General features: G+C 52.4%; 21 protein-coding genes and 1 other RNA gene. 12 read left to right on the forward strand and 10 right to left on the reverse strand.

The window, feature by feature from the left end; genetic code table 11:
• Complete coding sequence (locus HA43_RS11680; protein ID WP_094111714.1) at positions 1 to 291, reverse strand: RnfH family protein; 291 nt, start codon at positions 289 to 291, stop codon at positions 1 to 3.
• The gene (locus tag HA43_RS11685) at positions 284 to 718 is read right to left on the reverse strand and encodes a type II toxin-antitoxin system RatA family toxin (protein WP_039379733.1); all 435 of its coding nucleotides are present in this window, start codon (positions 716 to 718) and stop codon (positions 284 to 286) included. Before HA43_RS11685 ends, HA43_RS11680 begins: the two co-directional genes overlap by 8 nt.
• A gap of 160 nt (positions 719 to 878) precedes the next feature.
• Between HA43_RS11685 and smpB the strand changes: the two genes are divergently transcribed.
• From smpB to HA43_RS11700, 3 genes are all read left to right on the forward strand, one after another.
• Positions 879 to 1361, forward strand: coding sequence for an SsrA-binding protein SmpB (gene smpB / locus HA43_RS11690; RefSeq protein ID WP_065648644.1), 483 nt, complete (start codon positions 879 to 881; stop codon positions 1359 to 1361).
• Positions 1362 to 1404: 43 nt separating this feature from the next.
• Positions 1405 to 1767: a transfer-messenger RNA gene (ssrA, locus tag HA43_RS11695) on the forward strand.
• A 190-nt stretch (positions 1768 to 1957) separates the two neighbouring features.
• Positions 1958 to 3148, forward strand: a complete 1191-nt coding sequence (locus HA43_RS11700; RefSeq protein ID WP_094111715.1) for an integrase domain-containing protein — start codon at positions 1958 to 1960, stop codon at positions 3146 to 3148.
• A 273-nt stretch (positions 3149 to 3421) separates the two neighbouring features.
• On the opposite strand, the gene HA43_RS11705 is transcribed toward HA43_RS11700, so the two are convergent.
• From HA43_RS11705 to HA43_RS11715, 3 genes are all read right to left on the reverse strand, one after another.
• Positions 3422 to 4126 carry a toll/interleukin-1 receptor domain-containing protein gene (locus HA43_RS11705; protein WP_094111716.1) on the reverse strand — a complete coding sequence of 235 codons (705 nt, stop codon included), beginning with the start codon at positions 4124 to 4126 and terminating at the stop codon, positions 3422 to 3424.
• 596 nt (positions 4127 to 4722) lie between these two features.
• On the reverse strand, positions 4723 to 4971 hold the full coding sequence (locus tag HA43_RS11710; RefSeq protein WP_094111717.1) for an ogr/Delta-like zinc finger family protein: 249 nt from the start codon (positions 4969 to 4971) through the stop codon (positions 4723 to 4725).
• On the reverse strand, positions 4968 to 5675 hold the full coding sequence (locus HA43_RS11715; RefSeq protein WP_094111718.1) for a hypothetical protein: 708 nt from the start codon (positions 5673 to 5675) through the stop codon (positions 4968 to 4970). The genes HA43_RS11710 and HA43_RS11715 overlap by 4 nt, the downstream gene beginning before the upstream one ends.
• Before the next feature lie 528 nt (positions 5676 to 6203).
• Here HA43_RS11715 and HA43_RS11720 point away from each other — a divergent pair.
• The 6 genes from HA43_RS11720 (at position 6204) to HA43_RS11745 (ending at position 10164) form a co-directional block, all read left to right on the forward strand.
• A complete protein-coding gene (locus tag HA43_RS11720; protein WP_094111719.1) occupies positions 6204 to 6461 on the forward strand; it encodes a helix-turn-helix transcriptional regulator in 258 nt (85 codons plus the stop codon).
• Positions 6458 to 6706: a hypothetical protein gene (locus HA43_RS11725; RefSeq protein ID WP_094111720.1), complete on the forward strand. Its 249-nt coding sequence runs from the start codon at positions 6458 to 6460 to the stop codon at positions 6704 to 6706. The genes HA43_RS11720 and HA43_RS11725 overlap by 4 nt, the downstream gene beginning before the upstream one ends.
• Positions 6707 to 6814: 108 nt before the next feature.
• Complete coding sequence (locus tag HA43_RS11730) at positions 6815 to 7246, forward strand: host cell division inhibitor Icd-like protein (RefSeq protein WP_342039322.1); 432 nt, start codon at positions 6815 to 6817, stop codon at positions 7244 to 7246.
• A complete protein-coding gene (locus HA43_RS11735; protein WP_094111722.1) occupies positions 7243 to 7509 on the forward strand; it encodes a hypothetical protein in 267 nt (88 codons plus the stop codon). Before HA43_RS11730 ends, HA43_RS11735 begins: the two co-directional genes overlap by 4 nt.
• A complete protein-coding gene (locus HA43_RS11740) occupies positions 7496 to 7837 on the forward strand; it encodes a DUF5375 family protein (RefSeq protein WP_094111723.1) in 342 nt (113 codons plus the stop codon). Before HA43_RS11735 ends, HA43_RS11740 begins: the two co-directional genes overlap by 14 nt.
• A gap of 14 nt (positions 7838 to 7851) precedes the next feature.
• A complete protein-coding gene (locus HA43_RS11745; protein ID WP_094111724.1) occupies positions 7852 to 10164 on the forward strand; it encodes a primase-like DNA-binding domain-containing protein in 2313 nt (770 codons plus the stop codon).
• 96 nt (positions 10165 to 10260) lie between these two features.
• Here HA43_RS11745 and HA43_RS11750 read toward each other — a convergent pair whose 3' ends face one another.
• Entirely contained in the window at positions 10261 to 10797 is a 537-nt protein-coding gene (locus HA43_RS11750) for a GNAT family N-acetyltransferase (protein ID WP_094111725.1), read from the reverse strand.
• 782 nt (positions 10798 to 11579) lie between these two features.
• Between HA43_RS11750 and HA43_RS18885 the strand changes: the two genes are divergently transcribed.
• Positions 11580 to 11756, forward strand: a complete 177-nt coding sequence (locus HA43_RS18885; protein WP_158086447.1) for a hypothetical protein — start codon at positions 11580 to 11582, stop codon at positions 11754 to 11756.
• Between the two features lie 134 nt (positions 11757 to 11890).
• On the opposite strand, the gene HA43_RS11760 is transcribed toward HA43_RS18885, so the two are convergent.
• Together HA43_RS11760 and HA43_RS11765 are read right to left on the reverse strand one after the other, a co-directional pair.
• The gene (locus HA43_RS11760) at positions 11891 to 12199 is read right to left on the reverse strand and encodes a hypothetical protein (RefSeq protein WP_094111727.1); all 309 of its coding nucleotides are present in this window, start codon (positions 12197 to 12199) and stop codon (positions 11891 to 11893) included.
• A gap of 1318 nt (positions 12200 to 13517) precedes the next feature.
• A complete protein-coding gene (locus tag HA43_RS11765) occupies positions 13518 to 13790 on the reverse strand; it encodes a YrhB domain-containing protein (RefSeq protein ID WP_094111741.1) in 273 nt (90 codons plus the stop codon).
• Between the two features lie 801 nt (positions 13791 to 14591).
• Here HA43_RS11765 and HA43_RS11770 point away from each other — a divergent pair.
• Together HA43_RS11770 and HA43_RS11775 are read left to right on the forward strand one after the other, a co-directional pair.
• Positions 14592 to 14948 (forward strand): hypothetical protein, encoded by a 357-nt coding sequence (locus HA43_RS11770; RefSeq protein ID WP_094111742.1) that lies wholly within the window; start codon positions 14592 to 14594, stop codon positions 14946 to 14948.
• Positions 14949 to 15068: 120 nt separating this feature from the next.
• Entirely contained in the window at positions 15069 to 15728 is a 660-nt protein-coding gene (locus tag HA43_RS11775) for an epoxyqueuosine reductase QueH (protein WP_065648639.1), read from the forward strand.
• Between the two features lie 14 nt (positions 15729 to 15742).
• Here the strand turns inward: HA43_RS11775 and HA43_RS11780 are convergent, their stop codons facing one another.
• Together HA43_RS11780 and mgtA are read right to left on the reverse strand one after the other, a co-directional pair.
• The gene (locus tag HA43_RS11780; RefSeq protein ID WP_094111728.1) at positions 15743 to 16420 is read right to left on the reverse strand and encodes an SDR family oxidoreductase; all 678 of its coding nucleotides are present in this window, start codon (positions 16418 to 16420) and stop codon (positions 15743 to 15745) included.
• Between the two features lie 155 nt (positions 16421 to 16575).
• A complete protein-coding gene (mgtA, locus tag HA43_RS11785; protein ID WP_094111729.1) occupies positions 16576 to 19287 on the reverse strand; it encodes a magnesium-translocating P-type ATPase in 2712 nt (903 codons plus the stop codon).
• Positions 19288 to 19813 lie beyond the last annotated feature (526 nt).

Genomic DNA, 19813 nt, shown 5'->3' on the forward strand with positions numbered 1-19813 from the left:
CTACTTTTTCACCGCGGCACGCTCAGCGCGCTGGCGGCGCAGCTCTTTCGGATCGGCAATCAGTGGCCGGTAGATCTCAACCCGATCGCCCTCTTCAACCGTGTCACCAAGCTTAACCGGCCGGCTGAAGATCCCGGTTTTATTCTGCGCCAGATCGATATCGCGGCGCAGCTGCAGCAGGCCCGATGCCTCTATCGCCTGCTCTACCGTGGCGCCCTGCTCCAGCGTAACCTCACGCAGATACTGCTTATCCGGAAGCGCATAAACTACCTCCACGCGGATCTCAGTCACGATAGACCTCTTTGGCACGCTGGGTAAACGCCTGCACCATGCTGTTTGCCAGCTCTTTGAACACGCGCCCGAATGCCATCTCAACCAGCATATTGGTGAACTCAAAGTCGAGGCTCAACTCAACCTTGCAGGCGTCATCACCCAGCGAGATAAATTTCCAGCCGCCGGTCAGCTTACGGAACGGGCCGTCAACCAGCTGCATGTGAATGCTCTGGTTGTCAGTCAGCGTATTGCGCGTGGTAAAGGTTTTACTGATGCCCGCTTTTGAGACATCGACCGCAGCGGTCATCTGATGACCGCTGTTATCCAGCACGCGACTGCCGGTGCAGCCAGGAAGAAATTCAGGATAGGCATCCACGTCATTCACAAGCTGGTACATCTGTGCAGCGCTATAGGGGACCAGCGCTGAGCGGCTAATCTGAGCCATAAGGGTTCCTGTTGGTCACAAAACCATTGAATTGTACCATTTTAGGCCATTAAACAAAAATTCATGCTTTTGCCAGCTGTGCTAAAATAGGATGTTTTTTACCGCCCCGCAGGACATGGGGATGCGCCCACAAACTGAGTAATGTAGACTACGCCGCACTATGACAAAGAAAAAAGCTCACAAACCCGGTTCAGCCACCATTGCCCTCAACAAACGCGCGCGCCACGAATACTTCGTCGAAGAGGAGTTCGAAGCGGGTCTGTCGTTACAGGGATGGGAAGTTAAAGCACTGCGCGCCGGTAAAGCCAATATCAGCGAAAGCTATATCATGCTGCGCGACGGCGAAGCGTTTCTGTTCGGCGCCACGTTCCAGCCGCTGATCGGTGCTTCAACGCACGTGGTATGCGACCCTACGCGCACCCGTAAGCTGCTGCTGAAAGAGCGCGAGCTCGCTTCACTGTTTGGCAGCGTTAACCGCGACGGTTATACCATCATACCGCTTTCGCTCTACTGGAAAAACGCCTGGGCCAAGCTCAAAATCGGCGTCGCACGCGGTAAGAAAGAGCACGATAAGCGCTCTGATATCAAAGATCGCGAGTGGAAGATGGATAAAGCACGAATTATGAAGAGCGCCAGCCGTTAAGCACTGGATTCTTTTATAGATTTGCGCTACAGTTTTAGAACTTGGGGCTGATTCTGGATTCGACGGGATTCGCGAAACCCAAGGTGCATGCCGAGGGGCGGTTTGCCTCGTAAAAAGCCGCAAAAAAATAGTCGCAAACGACGAAAACTACGCACTAGCAGCTTAATAACCTGCTTAGAGCCCTCTCTCCCTAGCCTCCGCTCTTAGGACGGGGATCAAGAGAGGTCAAACCCAAAAGAGATCGCGTGGATGCCCTGCCTGGGGTTGAAGCGTTAAAACTAATCAGGCTAGTCTGTCAGTGGCGTGTCTGTCCGCAGCTGCCAGGCGAATGTAAAGACCGACTAAGCATGTAGTACCGACGGTGTAGTAATTTCGGACGCGGGTTCAACTCCCGCCAGCTCCACCAAAATTCTTCAAAGATGGTTCCAGTGCCATCCGCAGAAGTCCTGAAAGCCCGCATGGCACAAGCTGCGGGCTTTTTTGTGTCTGTAATCTTCCGAGACGATCCGCCTGAATCCAGTGATTATTGGTACACGTTTAGGTACACGCTATAATGTGGGCCAAAAACGTGTACCAATTATGGACGGAAATCAATCATGGCGCGGATTACACGCCCCCTCACCAATAATGAAATCCTCAAAGCTAAGCCTCAAGAGAAAGACTTCACACTGCATGATGGGGATGGGCTTTTCCTGCTCGTCAAAACATCCGGTAAGAAGCTATGGCGTTTTCGCTACCAGCGACCAAATAGCAGCAGTCGCACAAATCTCAGCCTTGGCTCTTATCCTGCCCTAACACTCGCTGTCGCACGCCAAATGCGTGACCAATATCTTTCGATACTTGCGCAAGGGATTGACCCGCAGAAGCAGCAAGAGGAAGTTTCTGAGCAACGACAAATTGAGCAGGATAGTATTTTTTCGGTCGTGGCCGGAAGGTGGTTCCAGCTCAAAAGCAAAAGCGTCACTGAGGATTACGCAAAAGATATTTGGCGATCGCTGGAGAAGGACGTTTTTCCGGCTGTTGGTGAAATTCCTGTTCAACAGCTCAAGGCTAGGACGATCGTTGAAGCACTGGAGCCGATTAAAGCTCGCGGTGCACTTGAGACAGTTCGCCGGTTGGTGCAGCGCATCAACGAAATCATGATTTATGCAGTTAACACCGGGTTAATTGATGCGAATCCTGCTTCGGGCGTTGGTATGGCTTTTGAACGACCAAAAAAACAGAACATGCCAACGTTACGACCGGAAGAACTGCCAAAGCTAATGCGCTCATTAGTGATGTCCAATCTCTCAATCACAACTCGCTGTTTAATTGAGTGGCAGCTTCTTACTCTCGTGCGACCGTCAGAAGCCTCGGGAACACAATGGGCAGAGATCGACTTCGATTTAAGCCTTTGGGTTATTCCAGCGGAGCGCATGAAGGCCAAGCGCCAACATGTCGTTCCTTTATCGAAACAAGCTCTAGAAATTCTTGAGGTTATGCGACCTCTAAGCGCCAACCGGCAGTATGTTTTTCCAAGCCGTAACGATCCCAAGCAACCAATGAATAGCCAAACTGCGAATGCTGCATTAAAGCGTATAGGCTATGGCGGCAAGTTGGTTGCTCATGGTCTTCGTTCCATAGCCAGTACCGCGCTCAACGAAGCCAGCTTTAACCCTGATGTCATTGAGTCAGCTCTTGCACATATCGATAAAAACGAAGTTAGGCGAGCCTACAACCGTTCCACCTATCTTGAGCAGCGTAAAGATATGATGAGTTGGTGGGGCACATTCACGTATAAAAGTTAGCCCAACATGAAATGTATTAGCTTAGTTTTGACCTGACACAGCTATGACACAGAGCCAAATCTAATCTAACAGGCAAGCCTGTGCCAAAAGCGGAAACTTCAAGATTCAACTATGCGATCATTACGAATAAAATAGATGGGTAGTCTTTTGGTTTTTAACAACTGAGTATTTGTGATATCAGGCCCGTTGATGCGGGCCTCACTTATCAATTTGAAGTGGAAAATAGTTTAGATGATCAACAAAGGATAATTGAAACGTAAAAGTTATGCTCAATTAGATAGTAATTAGCTCAGAAATTTTTTTTGCCACGATTGTCAGTGTATCTTCAGCCGTGTCTAGACCGCTTCGGGAGCCAAGTAAAGGGCTGACATTCCGGAGTGCTTCATAGGTTGTATTGTGCACAATAGGAACAAGTTGATTGCGCGCTAATAAGGCTGAAAGCTCTTTATCAGCAACGCCTTCTTTGGGAAGCCGGTTCAAAAAAGCTGGAGTTACCAGTACTAATCCAACCCGAGAATTTGCTAAACCTTTATCAATGGCACGCATCATAGGAACCCCGAGGGAAAGATCTTTCTCACTGAACCATACTTTTACACCTGCCGCCTCAAGTAAATCATGTAACTCTTTGGCTACACCTTGGCGGTCATCCCAAGCGTGGCAAAGGAATACATCGCGAAGATCTGGTTGTTCTGCCGCTCGTTGCTCAACTGTTTCCCTAATTGGTGTGAGTGATTGTACCTGGGCAGTCGTGTAGTAAACCGATGAACTGGATTTTGACCAGCGTGGTTTTGTGCTGCTACTGCCTCCGCCTCGACTTGCGTTACTACTATTATTTCCTCCATTTGGTGAGGAGTAAGACGGAGTGTAATTCTCATAGCGATAGCTACTGCGATAACCACTGCGATTGCGACAGGCAGGACAAGCGGCAGCAGCAGCTGCTGAACTATGTCCTCGAACGGGGGCGGTGCATCTGCTCATATTATGGATTTCCCTTATTATTTTTAAAAGCTCATGCTGTTGTAGTGATACATAAGAATTAATAAATGTTTTTGGCTAAAAATCCAACAGCCATCCGAAGGTAATTTTGATCTTAATCACGTTACACAATCAAAAATTTATTAGCATTTCAGTTCCACCCACCTAAAGTGACCCCAGGCTCTTGCATGTGGGCATTAAAACATAATGCTTGCGCTAATCTGCAATGTCCGCCTCTAGCTCTAAACAGACTGTCAGATTTGATTGTGTGCTGCCGATGAAAACTGTCAGCTCAAGTCTGAGCTAATACACATGAAAGGAAGCAAATTGCGCCCAAGAATTACATAAAGAGGTCAGCGCGCAATGCTATCCCCCCCTCGCCTGCCCGCTTTATGCATCGTTTTTCATGCAGGTGCATAAAGCCACTCAAGCCGCGCCTTGTGTGGCCTCAACGCATCCCGCTTACGCATGATTTTGCATGCAGAACCATGCACTCTATGCATGCATGGCCCTTTACAAACCGGCTTGCCAGAAAAAAGGCTTTCAAGCGGCGAATGGCAGATACAAAAAAGCCGCTGGTTAGGCAGCGGCCATAGGGATTAGTGAATACTTCGAAAAGCTGAGCCATATCGTCCCAGCGTCTGACGTTCTTTGACCATAACCGGTGCGATATCTTCTACCGGTTCCTGTGGTGGCGCTGTAATAACTTTGGTAATGCTTTCATTCGTTTTGAAAGTGCAGGAGCAATCCAGATTGGTGCACTGGTGATAACGTTCCTTCACCTGCTCAGACATGTAGCGGCTGGATTTGGTATGCGCCGGACTTTTGCAGTATGGACAGTGCATCATGAGCGATGCTCCTGTTCAAGCTTCTCACGGCGGGCTTTAAGTTCCGCCCCCAGCTGCATGCGTCTGGCAGGGCTGCCATAGAGGTTCATATCCACGCCCGTAAGCGCCGGGCGATGCAGGCCGACCTGCGTAAGCTCCGGGTCTTCCAGCAACTGCGCATCGCTCACGCGGCTAGCAAGCTTTATTAGTTCTTCACCAATAATCCGGGCGACATACTGTTCCGGCTTTTCGTTATCGTTCTCCTCGGGCGACCGGGCCAGCATCCTTAAGCGCAGAGCGTGCAGCAGCTTCGGGCTGACGCAGCGCAGGGCTGACTGCCAGTAAATGTCTGCAATGCCATTAAGGGCGCTGCGATGCGCCTCAACCAGGCGCTTGCCGGTCGCACAGCATGAGAGCATGTTGCTCTGCTTATCCAGCTCCAGCACCTCAATCAGGCCGGTGAACTCCCCGGCGAGCTCGCGGCTGGCGATGCGCTGGCTATGTTCGGCCTTAAGCTCGTCAGTCAGTTTCCCCCGTGAGCTGCGAAAACGCGCGCGCCAGTTGCTCTCCGCTTCCTTACCGGCCTCAATGGCCGCCTGCCGCTCCTGCTCGCAACGTGCAATGTCGTTGCATGTGGCGTTGTAGGATTTCATCTCCGCGGCGTGAGCCTCTCTGGCCGTAGTGACGCTCTGTACATGCTGCTTCATCTGGTCTGCCTGTGTCATGGTCATCTTCCGTCTTTTGTAAAGGATGAGATGATTCTGCCGTGTACCACAGGACAAAACATTCTCTTGCTGTCTGCTCATTGGCCAGCGGACAGCGGTCATCAGAACTACTGAAGAAGCGTTGAGATTTTAGTTTTATATAAAACTGTTCACTACTCCTCACCTTAAGAAAAAATATAATAAATACAGTAACTAAAGAAGTGAACACTTCAAGGTTAACTGTTCACCGGGTGTTCACTAGTGTTCACCCTGCCTTTAAAAGCCTTTTTTCTGGCGAGCTTTATCAAATGTTTTTTCCTTTCAATAACTCTTTACCGACCAGAAATAACTGTTTGATTTTTACCTGCTGGTGGATATTGGTGGATATTGACGGATATTGGCCGATACGGGCAAACGCGACCCGTTTTTGCTCACCGACAGGTAAAAATGGGGTTGTTTACACCGGGAAAAATATTCTCACAATAGGGCGTTACCACATGACCCGACCGGAACCGGCCAGCGCCGTCCGGATTTTAAAAAGGTAACGCTATGCTTGTTGTATCACCCTCTTCCGCCCCCGCCGTCCCGCCTGTCACTGGCGGCCAGTTCCCCCGCGACCGCTTTATGCGCCTGCCGGAAGTCATCAGCACCTGCGGCCTATCGCGTTCGACCATCTACGACTTAATCAGCCGGGAGCAGTTCCCGTCGCAAATTTCTCTCAGCGGTAAGAACGTTGCCTGGCTGGCATCAGAAATTGACAGCTGGATGCAGGAACGCATCAGGCAGCGTGCCGGAGGTACGGCATGATTACGCTGAATTTCGGCGCGAAAACTTTTCCTCTCACCCGCGAAGAGGCCACCTTTGTCGCAGAAAATCTGACGACAGCCACAAGCGGCAGGCTGGCTAAGGCATCCACCTTTACCAGCAGAATGCACGGTAAAATTTGCGTTATGAGTAAAAAGGCGAAGCCTGCTAAGCAGTGCCAGAAAAAAGAGAACAGGGAATTCCGATCAAATCCGCCGCAATCCGATCAAGTCCTGACCGATTGCTGAGGAAAAAGGCCCGATGTTCAAAAAAAGCTTTTTTCTGGCGAGCCGCCGATGTACTGTTTTCCCGCTGTCGCAAAATCGGCAGCCGGGATTGGCGTCCTGAGCAACTCAATGGTGACACCAGACGCGCCATGCGTCTTTTTTTGTGTCTTCGCCTCAGTGCACCCATTTCACGGGCAGTGGCTTTTGCGCCATTGTCTCGTCTGTGTAATGGTGGCTCGGGCAGGGGCTTCTAACGAAGCGCCGGTATCCATTGAGGCCGGTTACGCCAACCCTGTCCGGGCTACCACCAGTGAAATTGGCGTTTCCGGTGGTGGCGTTAACCGCTACTCAATGGAGACAGCCACTATGGCCGCAACCCTTATTCCTGCATGCATGCAGTTCACCTTTCTTTTTGCCGCCGTGCGCCGTGCCGATACCGTCGCCCGTCCCTGCATGCTGCGCATTACCGCCGAAACCGAATCCGCTGCCCGCCGCCTGCTGGCCCGCAATTACGTGCTGTTCTTTGCCGGTCGCCTGCCGCTCTGCGAGGTGGTCGCATGAATACCCTATCTGCACGACTTAACAACCACGACAGCTATTCCATTCCCCACGCCGATTTTCTGCGCCTTCAGCATGCCCATAACGTAGGCGTAACCGTACTCGACATGCTTAATATTCTTGAATGCTCCGGTAGCCGCCACTGCGCACCGGACGCGGAGGCGATGGTCTCCGTCGTTGCCCTTCTCACCGACCAGTTAGGCAAAGTCGTTGAAACCTGTGAATCCCTTATGTTTGCCACGGAGGCCCGCCATGATGACCGCTAATAATTCCTGCTTACCTGTTGAAGTCCGCACTGCCGTTTACCGTCGCGCGCTGGCGCAGGGTTATCTCAACGCCTGCAAAATGCTGGGCATCACCGTTTCGGCAACGCTCGACGAGCTACAGATGACCATCGCGCTTGAACTGGAAGGATTTTACGTGCGTCGTCACGGCGCAGAAGCCGGAATGGAAATGGCCTGCACCATGCTGGGCGATATGGTTGAGCCTGACCTGCTCACCGCGCCGCCGCGCCTGACGCGTCTTGGCGCAACCATGATGGATGAACTGTTTTGCAGCCAGCTTGCCGCAACCCGCCGCGCCACGTTGCACTAAGGGAGATCGAGCAGATGAAACATATTGTCTCTGACACAGTAAAGGCGGCCGCCGGATTCTGGCCGCAGCTGTTGCCCGCGCTCGGCATCAGCATTCATGCCAGCGGCAAACATGGCGCATGCCCGGTTTGCGGCGGTAAAGATCGTTTTCGCTTTGATAATCAGGACGGGCGCGGGACGTGGCACTGTAATCAGTGCGGAGCCGGTGACGGTTTGAATCTGGTTGAAAAGGCGCTCGACGTCAGTGCCAAAGATGCGGCAATCAAAATCGCCGATATGCTCGGCGCGCTTCCACCAGTATCAAAAGCACCGGTGAACACTGTTGATAAAGCCGTCGCACAATCTGAGGCCGCCGCACGGGCGCAAAATTTGCTCGCCGCCGCCGTCAGCCGCACGGATAACACCTACTTATTGTCAAAAGGGCTGCACAGCACTAATGCGTTAACGCTTGGTGCCGGGCTGCGCTGTGGTGGTGTCGCTTTTGTAGCCGGTGATCTGCTTGTCCCGCTTACCGACGAAACCGGCAATACCGTCAACGTTCAGCTTATCAGCGCGGCTGGCGACAAGCGCACCCTGCCCGGCGGACTGGTGAAAGGCGCTTATCACCTTGCGGGCAAATCTGACAGCAAAACGCTGTGGCTCACCGAGGGTTACGCAACCGGCCTGACGGTTCAGCGCCTGACCGGGCAGCCGGTTTATATTGCGCTCAGCGCGAATAATCTGCCGTCACTTGCTGCACAGCTGCGTAAAGCCAATCCAGATGCGCTGATGCTGATTGCCGCCGATCGCGATGAAAACGGCACTGGTCAACTAAAGGCAGATGAAGCCGCGAAGGCGTGCAAAGGCAAGGCTGCTTTACCGCCAAAAACCGGCGACTGGAACGACGTCTGGCAAGCACAGGGCGACATCGCGACGCAGGCTCTACTTACCGCCTTCACTCAACCTCACAAGCCAAGCCCATTTGAGTCGGTGAGCGAGGCCGATCTCAAAGCCATGAGCGCCAGCGAAAAAGCTGAGCTGCTGGTCGATCACTACGGGCAGGCGCTGGCCGTGCCGCCTGTAGGCGAGGAAATCTGCCGCTATGATAACGGCGCTTGGCAGGTGATGCCGGTGCAGATGCTGCGCCGTGAGATCGCCGCGCTGTTTCAGAAGGTGCGCGCACCGTTTTCAGCGGCCGGGATTGGCAGCGTGCTTGATACGCTCAAACTGATGGTGCCGCAGATGGGCGAACCGGCGCGCCGCCTGATTGGTTTTCGTAACGGGGTTTTTGATACCACGAACGGCACATTCAGCCCGCACCGCCGCGAAAACTGGCTGCGCACGGTCAACAGCGTTGACTACTCCGCACCACGTCCCGGCGAAAATCTCGCAGACCATGCCCCTAGCTTCTACCACTGGTTAACGCGGGCGGCCGCGCATAATCACGATAAGCAGGAGCGCATCCTCGCGGCGTTATTTATGGTGCTGGCAAACCGCTATGACTGGCAGATGTTCCTCGAAGTGACCGGTCCAGGCGGAAGCGGTAAAAGCGTATTAGCTTCGATCGCCACGTTGCTTGCTGGTCGTGATAACACCACGTCTGCCACCATCGATACACTGGAATCATCTAGGGAACGTGCAAGCGTGGTGGGATTCTCGCTGATTATTCTGCCCGATCAGGAGAAATGGAGCGGCGACGGCGCGGGCATTAAAGCAATTACTGGCGGCGATGCGGTAGCCATCGATCCAAAGTATCGCGATGCCTATTCAACGCATATCCCGGCTGTAATTCTGGCGGTGAACAATAATCCGATGCGATTCAGCGATCGTAGCGGCGGCGTATCGCGCCGTCGGGTGATCCTAACGTTTCCGGAAGTGATACCGGCGAAAGAGCGTGACCCGCAGCTACTCAATAAAATAAGCAACGAGCTGGCCGTGATTGTTCGTCACCTGATGCAGCGCTTCGCATCGCCAGATGAAGCCCGTGAGCTGTTGCAGGCGCAGCAGTCATCCGGAGAAGCGCTGGAGATAAAACGCCAGGCTGATCCGCTTGTCGATTTCTGTGGCTACCTGATGCCGTTGAGCACGCCGAACGGGCTGTTCATCGGTAACGCCAATATTCGCCCGATTAACCCGAAGCGCTATCTCTATCATGCGTATCTATCATTTATGGAATCGCGTGGGCATCAGCACCCACTCAGCCTCACAGCTTTCGGCCAAGCTGTACCGCAAACGCTGAAGGAGTATGAGCGCGTGTTGCTCAAGCGCCGCACGAATAACGGCATACAAACTAATCTGACGTTGCATGAGGACAGCGAGACAGATTGGTTGCCAGCATGTGGCGTCTGATAACATAATCCCACGTAAACCGGCTTAGGCCGGTTTTTATATATTTGATGCAATTATTAATGTCAGCCAAGGTCCGCTAAGAGCGAAAAGCGGACATTATGTCCGCGTCTCATTACGATTGATCATTGGGCCGATGCTAAGTTCATAAACCACGCAGGGTGTGTCGTAATGCCGTTCTATAGCTTTGTAAATCATCCCTAGCCGCTGCATTACTTTCTGAGAGGGAATATTTTCAGGATCGGCAACAGCCACTAAATACGTTGCACCTGTCTGCACCGCTGCAAATTCAACAATTGCTTTAGCCGCTTCTGTTGCATAGCCTTTGCCATTGTGTTGCGGCACGAGTCGCCAGCCGATCTCTAAAGGCGCACCCTCAACGTTTGCCAAATGCTGAAGGCACGCTGCGCCAACGATAATCTCAGAAGCCTTTTCTTTAATAGCCCACCACGAATACCCGTAACTCTCCCAACGCGACTGAACACGCCTTATACTTTCCCAGGTCTCTTCGGGTGTTTTAACAATCCCTTTGTTGATATAACGCATCACGCTGGGATCGTTATCCATCATCCTCAAACCCTCGTAGTGTGAGTCATTAAAGGGTTCTAGCATCAAACGTGCAGTTTCTAAATCCATCTGACGTTCCTTTTCTACGTTGAGGGGGATTGCATGATGCTCTCTTTACTACTCAATCTATCATGCTGCGAGCAATGTCAGCTACTGGCACAAAGCGGACTGATTGAAAGAACGATGTCCGCTATGAGCGATAAGCGGACGTCAAAATCATGGCGACAGGGAAGTCCTACCGTATTAAACTTAATAATCCCTGATCGCACCGCCTGAAAAGTCCTCAACACGTTTCCGCGCCCCTAAGGCCATTTCCGGCATCTTACCTTTACAGAGCCCTGAAAAATGTCCCTGATGATTCCTGGATATTTGCATGGTTATGCAGTAAAGCTATTCTCCACGAGTTAGTGCATGCAGATGTTGAAAACGTCCGATCCTGACACAAAGCGGGCTTAAGGCAGGCTAGTGTCTGCTATGCGTAAAAAGTGAACTTCACTGTTGGTGACTGGCTACTATGCTTGCACATTCGTAACTCACAGCCGGGCGCAGTGCCTGTTATTCTCATATCGCTTGGCGCAAACAGGGAGGTCGGGCATTTTTATCTCCGGGACGGCATGGGCATGGGCATCGGCGGGCAGGGTAATTTCAAGGGGGTTTCTGCAGTTTCTGAAGGTGCATTGCTCCGGCCTGGGTATTGACAGTCACACCAGTCGGGGGGGCAGCGCTTATCCCGGTAAACGATCGGCACTACGTGGTGCAGTTTGACTCCATAAACACGGCCATACAGACAGAAAGCTGTGAAATGGATGCGCACTAATTTTATTACACTCATGGTACAGGTCATAGATGCAGTGCAGGCCAACAACACGCTGGTGGAATTCAGCAAAAGCCGGGACAAAGCCGACGCGAAGGAGCAAGATAACGGCAACGTGATGAACGGGTCAGCGCCCAACGGCGACGTTACGGCCAGCTGGACACATGAAGCGCTGGTGGAGTTTGCCCGGTATGTTGTCAGGCCGGAAAGTTAATTTCCGGAAAAACTAAAAAGGCCGCACACAAATTCACAGGGGAGTGTGCGGCTTGATGAAACCAGTCATCTAAAGCAGATATAAAAACTGAAGGAAAATATATCTGCGCTCCGGGATGATTAATGTCCCTGCCTTTAACTCTTATCCAGATGCTTCACCGGTCTGAATATCAATTTTTCAGCAGGTTTTTTGGGTTTCTTCGGGGTATTAAGTACCAGGTATTCATTCTGCACTTCTGTTTCGTCCGGCTTAGTAATACAGAATGGACAAACCTTAACACCCGAAAAGTGTATTCCGGCTACGGTCAGCGCCTGATTCAGCGTATAGCAGCTGCCAATAAAGGTGCGCTCCTCAATGGACGGCAGCTGCGGGCAATCTATACGGTGCAGGAGCAACCCGGACGGGAAATGGTCGCTGACATAAAACTTCATAGCCTTGTACATGCTTCATCCTCTTGCTGCGTGCATAAAACTTCCATGTTGAACATGAAACTTTCAGCGTAAATTTACGCGTGAAAGCTTTCGCAAAAGCTATGTGATGTTTATTTAACTCCGTCAACACATTAACTTATTTGCGTTAACTGAAAATAGCATCATCAATTAAATTTAAAAAAGCATTTTTTCCAGGCTAAATTAAATGTCAACCCTAAACCTGGAAGGGTTAAAATGTCTCTTTTAATGGTGCATAATCTATAAGTGTATGATATTTACCGCTTCGGTTTCTATCACTGACCAGAAGGAACCGGAATCATTAGGAAAACACCTGTTTAAAAAAACCAGGTATTTGTTGAGTGAATTTTTTTCATGTAGCAGCGCCGGCTTGCACCATCATTATTTCTGAATAAAAAACATGATTATGCTCAGAATATTTGCCGCTTTGCTTTTTTAATACAGCAGTGATAATTCACTCCGGCAATAATATGTAAGCAAAACAGTTGTGTGGTCAGACCATTTGATTAGAAAAACTTGTGACTCAAGAGGTCAGCCTGAGCGCGCGATGATCTGCGAGTCAGTTGAAAGCATATCTTCAGGCGATGAGTAGCAGAAGACCAGTTCTCCGGTGTCATTTATGAAAACATACTTCATATCGGGATCTACATCCGTCCGTTTGAAAACGTGGCAAGCCGATGGCCCCACTTTTATCAGTGGCAAACAATATCGACATTCTGGATGATAGTTAACATGGCATCAGCAAAAGTGTGTGTCTCAGGGAGCAAAAGGGATACCAGGCATGGTGTGCTTTCTATGCTTCAAGAAGTGTCACGATGAGTGGTTCTAATCTCCGGGTGGTGACGTTGACGAGGCTGTAACCATCTTTGCACAAGAAAACCAACTTACCCGAAGGTAGCTCCAATAGCGCAATCATAGACAAGGCCGGAATAATCAGGACGAGCTAGCAACAAAAGCACTGTGTGCCAGCCCTCATGCTTTTATCAGGGTTCCAACTCTTCTACTTTTTTGCAGCTGCGCACGCCCTGGACCTACCATGTTGAGCTATCCAGCATGTTCAATGCGAAATTATCCACTGGTCATTAGATCCACGCATGGCTCAAGAAGTTACTTACGCAAATTACAGCTTTTCTATTATTACTGAACAGAGACAACCGCCAGCATTGCTGCCACTTTGAATATATTCTTTGGCATCACCATCGACTCATTTAAAGAGGGAGGGCATGCAGCACAAAGCGAACTGTGCCATGTTCAATCTCTATTGAGTTAGGAGATGTGATTATGGTTTTCCCATATGAGCGATGAACGAACGTTATTCGTTTTTTTGTTGTTCGTAATCCAGCAAGTATTTATCTAACGGATAAGCAGTGCCGAAAGAGTGAATTTCTCCATTATCTTTATCAATCATCAACGGTGCATTTCCCGCCAACTGAGTAGAAAAATCACCCGTTTCCAGATACTCTTTCGATTGATAACAATAGAACCTGCCTTCTGAAAATCGACCATGAAGTGTAATGACAACTGGAGTGTCAAAGCCTTTAAGGTAATCCAAAGCTTTTTCCATCGCATTTTGATGAGTAATCATTATTCCATTCTCAATCAATAACGTTATGTGAACTAGCCGGTTTGACCAGATCCCGACAAACCAACATAGCACTATGTATGCAACTTCCGCTTCTGGCACAAAGCGGACCATTGACAACAGCAGCGCCTAATAACTTCACATTACGCATAGTGGCTCAGGTCGCTTTTTGTCATCTTGGCGAAGGTGATCACCAAAAGTGCACACTAGTGTGCATCCCGCCTCAAACCATTCACTACCTAACAAATTGAAATTTATACATAAAAAACAAAAGTGAATAGTGTGAACACTTTTCTATAAAATCATTTCAATTGAATCTAGCGCCGGGCATTCGTTATGCTTGCCGTGCTGCTCCGGGGTATGAGATCCAATAATTGGTACACGTTTAGGTACACGGCACAAAGTTGAATTAGATAAAAAAATAATAAATACAATAGGTTGCGATATTTATTCAGATTTCGCCAGCGCAGTAGACCCGAAAGCCCCTACAACATAATCCCCGCAGCCTTTTGCACCTGCTGCTTACCAACCCAGGCTTACCGTACAGCTCTTTCACCTTCTTCCCTAACTCACTTCCCCCATATAACTCCCCCACCCATCCAAACAATAAATCACCCTAAAAACCTGCATTCGCCATTTCAACCCCCGCCCCTGAGCAGTAATACCCTGCGACTGTTTTCACAGTTAACCTAACCCCTCACGGCGTTTTCATTCACTTACAGTTTTATCCTGGAGCGCAACGTTGCTCAGTGTGCCACTCTTAACTACGCTCATATCACCAAATACGTTAAATGAGGGACTATGATGAAAAAGACCATTATTGCTGTATCTGCTTTCCTGCTGGCTTCTTCCGCGTTTGCGGCTACCACACACGCAACTGATGATACGGTCGCTAACGCTCAGGCTGGCGCTAACACCGCGAAAGAGAAACTGCATCAGGCGCAGCATCAGGGCGAAGAGCAGCGTCTTAAAGCGAAGCACGCGGCGCAAGGCGAAAGCGACAGCATGACCAGCAAAGCCAGCGAAGGCACCCAGAAAACCTGGAACAAGACCAAAGAAGGGACTGAGAAAGGCTGGGATGCGACCAAAGAAGGCGCACAGAAAGGCTGGAACAAAACCAAAGAAGGTGCCAGCGATCTGAAACAGAAAGTCAGCGAGTAAGCTGCACTGCTGTGATAAAAAGGCCGCCCTGCGGCCTTTTTATTTTCCGCTGCCGCATTTTGCATCCGGCGCCGTAACTCCCTACACTATTCCCACTCTCTGCAAGCTTAACGGTTACTTATGTCTGAAACCTTCACACGTCAGCCGCTGCCGCTGCCCGGCGGACACAATAAAGTGCTGCTGCACTCATGCTGTGCGCCCTGCTCCGGCGAAGTGATGGAAGCGATGCTCGCCTCCGGCATCGACTACACCATTTTCTTCTACAATCCGAATATTCATCCGCTGAAAGAGTATGAGCTGCGCAAAGAGGAGAATATCCGCTTTGCTGAGCAGTTTGGCGTGCCGTTTGTGGATGCTGACTACGACAAAGATAACTGGTTTGAGCGCGCGCGCGGCATGGAGTGGGAGCCGGAGCGCGGCGTACGCTGCACCATGTGTTTCGATATGCGCTTTGAGCGCACCGCGCTTTACGCGCACGAGCACGGCTTTCCGGTGATCACCAGTTCGCTAGGGATTTCACGCTGGAAAGATATGAAGCAGATCAACGACTGCGGCGTGCGGGCGGCGGCGCACTATCCGGATATGCTCTACTGGGAGTTTAACTGGCGTAAAGGCGGCGGCTCGTCGCGCATGATTGAGATCAGCAAGCGCGAGCGCTTCTATCAGCAGGAGTATTGCGGCTGCATCTATTCACTGCGCGATACCAACCGTCACCGCGTGGCCGGCGGCCGCGAACGCATTGAGATCGGGGTGCAGTATTACGCGCCTGACGACGCGTAATACGGCTCAGAACCTCACCAGGCGAGCGCGTCACCTTTGTAATCAAGGTAGTGATGACCGCCCTCGCCGCGATAGCGCTGCAGCTGGGTAACCAGTCCTGCCGCGCTCTCTTCTGCCGTGATATCGGCGTTCTCGCCACCCATATCGGTTTTCACCCAGCCCGGATGCAGCGACAGCAGCGTCGCTCCCTGCGGCCGCATCTCTTTTGCCAGCGCGCGGCTCAGCATATTGAGTGCCGCCTTGCTGGCCGAGTAGAGCGGCATCGCGGCGACGCGGTTTTCATTCAGGCTCGCCAGCTGTGACGTGGTGATCCCTACCACGCTCTGCTTATCACGCAGCAGCGGCAGCAGGCTCTCCGCCAGCCGCACCGGGGCTACCGCGTTGGTGAGAAATAGCTCGCTCAGCTCCGCATCCTCTGCCTGCTGCAGCTGCTGCGCATCCGGGCCAAAGATGCCGGCGTTGATCAGCACCGCATCAAAATGCTCACCCTGTAACTGCTGCAGCAGCGCCGCACGCGCCGCGCCGTCGGTGATATCCAGCGCCAGCCAGCGCAGCCGATCGTGCTGGTATGATACCGCCGTGCGGCGGAAGGTGGCGGTCACGTCCCAGCCCGCCTGTAAAAACTGCTGTACCACCGCAAGCCCGATCCCTTTTGAAGCACCGATAATCAACGCACGTTGTGACTGGCTCATACCTTTCTCCCGGACAGATAGCGAAACGGGCAGCGTATGCTGCCCGCGATGAACTAACGTAACACTAACGTTAGCACGGTAATCACCGTCATCATTAACACCAGGTGGCAGACCACCTTTGTCAGTTCCGGCTTTTTCATCGCTCCTCCTGCAGATCAGAACCACTGACCAAAACGTTTGATGTAGAGGGTCTTCATGCCCTGCGCCACCAGGCAGTAACCGCACAGCGTCGCCACCAGCCACGGAAAGTAAGACCACGGCAGCGGCGTCAGCCCGACGCTGGCCCCCAGCGATGAGAACGGCAGCAGGACGCCGGCGATCATGACGCAGGCGGTGGTCAGCAGCACCGGCAGCGCGGCGCGGCTCTGAATAAACGGGATTTTGCGGGTGCGCAGCATATGCACCACCAGCGTCTGTGACAGCAGTCCCTCGACAAACCAGCCCGACTGAAACAGCGACTGCATCTCTGGCGTATTCGCGGCAAACACATACCACATCAGCGCAAAGGTGGTGATGTCGAACAGAGAAGAGGTCGGCCCGATCCACAGCATAAACCGTTTAATATTACGCGCGTCCCACCTGCGCGGCTTCTGCAGAAACTCTTTGTCCAGTTTGTCCCACGGCATCGCCAGCTGCGAGATGTCATACATCAGGTTCTGAATCAGCAGGTGGATCGCCAGCATCGGCAGAAACGGAATAAACGCGCTGGCGACCAGCACCGAAAAGACGTTGCCAAAGTTAGAGCTGGCGGTCATGTTGAGGTACTTGATGATATTGCCGAAGGTCTCGCGCCCTTTGATGATCCCCTCCTCCAGCACCAGCAGATTTTTCTCCAGCAGAATGATATCGGAGGACTCTTTGGCGATATCCGCCGCGCTGTCTACGGAGATCCCGACATCGGCCGCGCGCAGCGCCGGGGCGTCATTGATGCCGTCGCCCAGGAAACCGACGGTATGCCCCTGCTGCTGCAGCGTCGTTACAATGCGCGCCTTCTGCAGCGGCGTGAGTCTGGCAAACACCGCGCTCTGCTGCACAGCCTGTGCCAGCTGCTCGTCGCTCATCCGCGCCAGCTGCTCACCGGTTACGATGGCGCCGCTGTCGATACCCACCTCTGCACAAATGCGCGCGGTCACCACCGGGTTATCTCCGGTCAGGACTTTTACCGCGACGCCGTTATCGCGCAGTGCGCTGACCGCCGGCGCGGCGCTGGCTTTGGGCGGATCCAGAAACGTCAGCAGCCCTTCTATAATGAGGTTCTGCTCATCCGCAACGTTCAGCGCCTGCTGCAGACCCGGCTCTTTAAGTACGCGGCTTGCCACCAGCAGCACGCGAAAACCCTGCTGATTATACCCGTGCGCCAGCGCCAGCAGCTCCGCGCGCCGGGCCTCATCCAGCGGCTGAATCAGCCTGCCCTCACGCTCTGCCACCGCGATGCTGAGCATCTCTTCAACTGCACCTTTGCAGATCAGCAGCTGCTGGTTAAGCCGGCGGTTGTGTACCACGACCGACACGCGCCGCCGGACAAAATCAAACGGCAGCTCATCGATTTTGCTCCACGCGTCGCTGACCGCACTGCCCAGGCGCGCGCCGCCATAGTGCAGAATGGCGCGATCGATCGGATTCGCGGTACTGCTCTGATAAAGGCTGTTGAGCCAGCTCAGCATCAGCACGCGGCTGTTCTCCACCCCGGCGCAGTCGACGTGCTGTGCCAGCGTAATGTTGTCCTGCGTCAGCGTGCCGGTTTTGTCCGTACACAGCACATCCATCGCGCCCAGGTTCTGAATCGCGTTCAGGCGTTTCACAATCACCTTGCGCCGCGACATGGCGATAGCCCCTTTTGCCAGATTAGAGCTGACAATCATCGGCAGCATCTCTGGCGTCAGACCCACCGCGACCGCCAGCGCAAACAGAGAGGCTTCCAGCCAGTCGCCTTTGGTGAAGCCGTTAAGCAGCAATACCACCGGCACCATCACCAGCATAAAGCGGATCAGCAGCCAGCTGACGCTGTTTACTCCGCGATCGAACGCCGTCTGGCTGCGTTTACCGGTCAGCGATGTCGCCAGCGTGCCGAAATAGGTATCGCTACCGGTGGCGACGACCACCCCTTTTGCGCTGCCGCTGGCTACGCTGGTCCCCATCAGGCAGATGCTGCCGATCTCCAGCAGCGACCTCCCCGCTTCATGCGCGCCGGCCGCTTTACTGGTGACGTGATCGGTGATGTCATATTTTTCCACCGGCAGCGACTCACCGGTCAGGATCGCCTGACTGATAAACAGATCGCGCGATTCCAGCAGGCGAATATCGGCCGGCACCAGATCGCCTGCGGAAAGACAAACGATATCGCCCGGCACCAGCGAGCCGGTATCCACTCCCCTGCGCACCGGCGACGCCTGCAGCGAGGGGCGTCGTACCACCGTTGCGGTGGTGCGCACCATCGATTTCAGCGCCTGCGCCGCTTTATTGGTACGAAATTCCTGCCAGAAGCGCAGCAGTCCGCTCAGCGTGACCATGGTGAGGATGATTGCGATACCGGTCAGATCGGTCTCCCCGCCCTGCCGCCGCGGGATCCAGTAGTCAGTAAAAAAACTCACCGCGGCCAGCGCCATCAGCACATAGATAAATGGATTGCTGAACGCCTGCAGCAGCTGCAGCAGCGCCGGTGGCGCGTCAATATGCCGGGCATCGTTAGGGCCATAGCGGCGCAGACGTGCCGCAGCTTCTTCTTCGGTCAGGCCGGTAGCCTGACTGCACAGCCGTACCAGCGTTTCATCCGCAGTAAAGCCTGCTTCCTGTTCAATACGGTAACGCGGCGACTGCAGATCCTTTTTCCGGTTATTCCGCTGCAGATTATATTTCATATTGTTCATGTGACACCCCGATGGTGTTATTCAGGCGAGCGCTATCCTGCGCCAGACGCATAATAAACAGAGAGCCTGATAATTAATCAGCACGCTGAACCCGCAATTATCGGGCAAAAAGATGACGCGCTTTTAATTAATAAAAAGCGTGACGATCCCGCACCAGATAAAAGTGAGCCAGTGAATTTGTATGGCGTAATGTCTGACTGAAAATACGCAGTCAGGTTTAACGCGCAGCAGACAGGTGCACGCTGAGGATCAGCGTGCGCATCGGGGCGGTGGAAATAGCGCGTTGTAAATCAGAGACATAATAACTCCCGCGAACCTGTATTGGTTATCAGCATTGAGTGTCCGGGAGCATTCTGCAGAAAACAGAACGTGCCGCCCGCCAGAGTGGCAAGCAGCAGGAAAAGGATCCGTGCGTCAGCTTGCCCTGTATCGCCATCGATAAAGTTGACTGTTCAACGAGATCCTCCAGATAGTTAATTGCCGTTATTATATTTACGCAGTTAATGAAGTAAAGATGAATATAGCG

Origin of the sequence: Pantoea eucrina (genome assembly GCF_002095385.1) — a bacterium.
GTDB lineage: Bacteria > Pseudomonadota > Gammaproteobacteria > Enterobacterales > Enterobacteriaceae > Pantoea > Pantoea eucrina.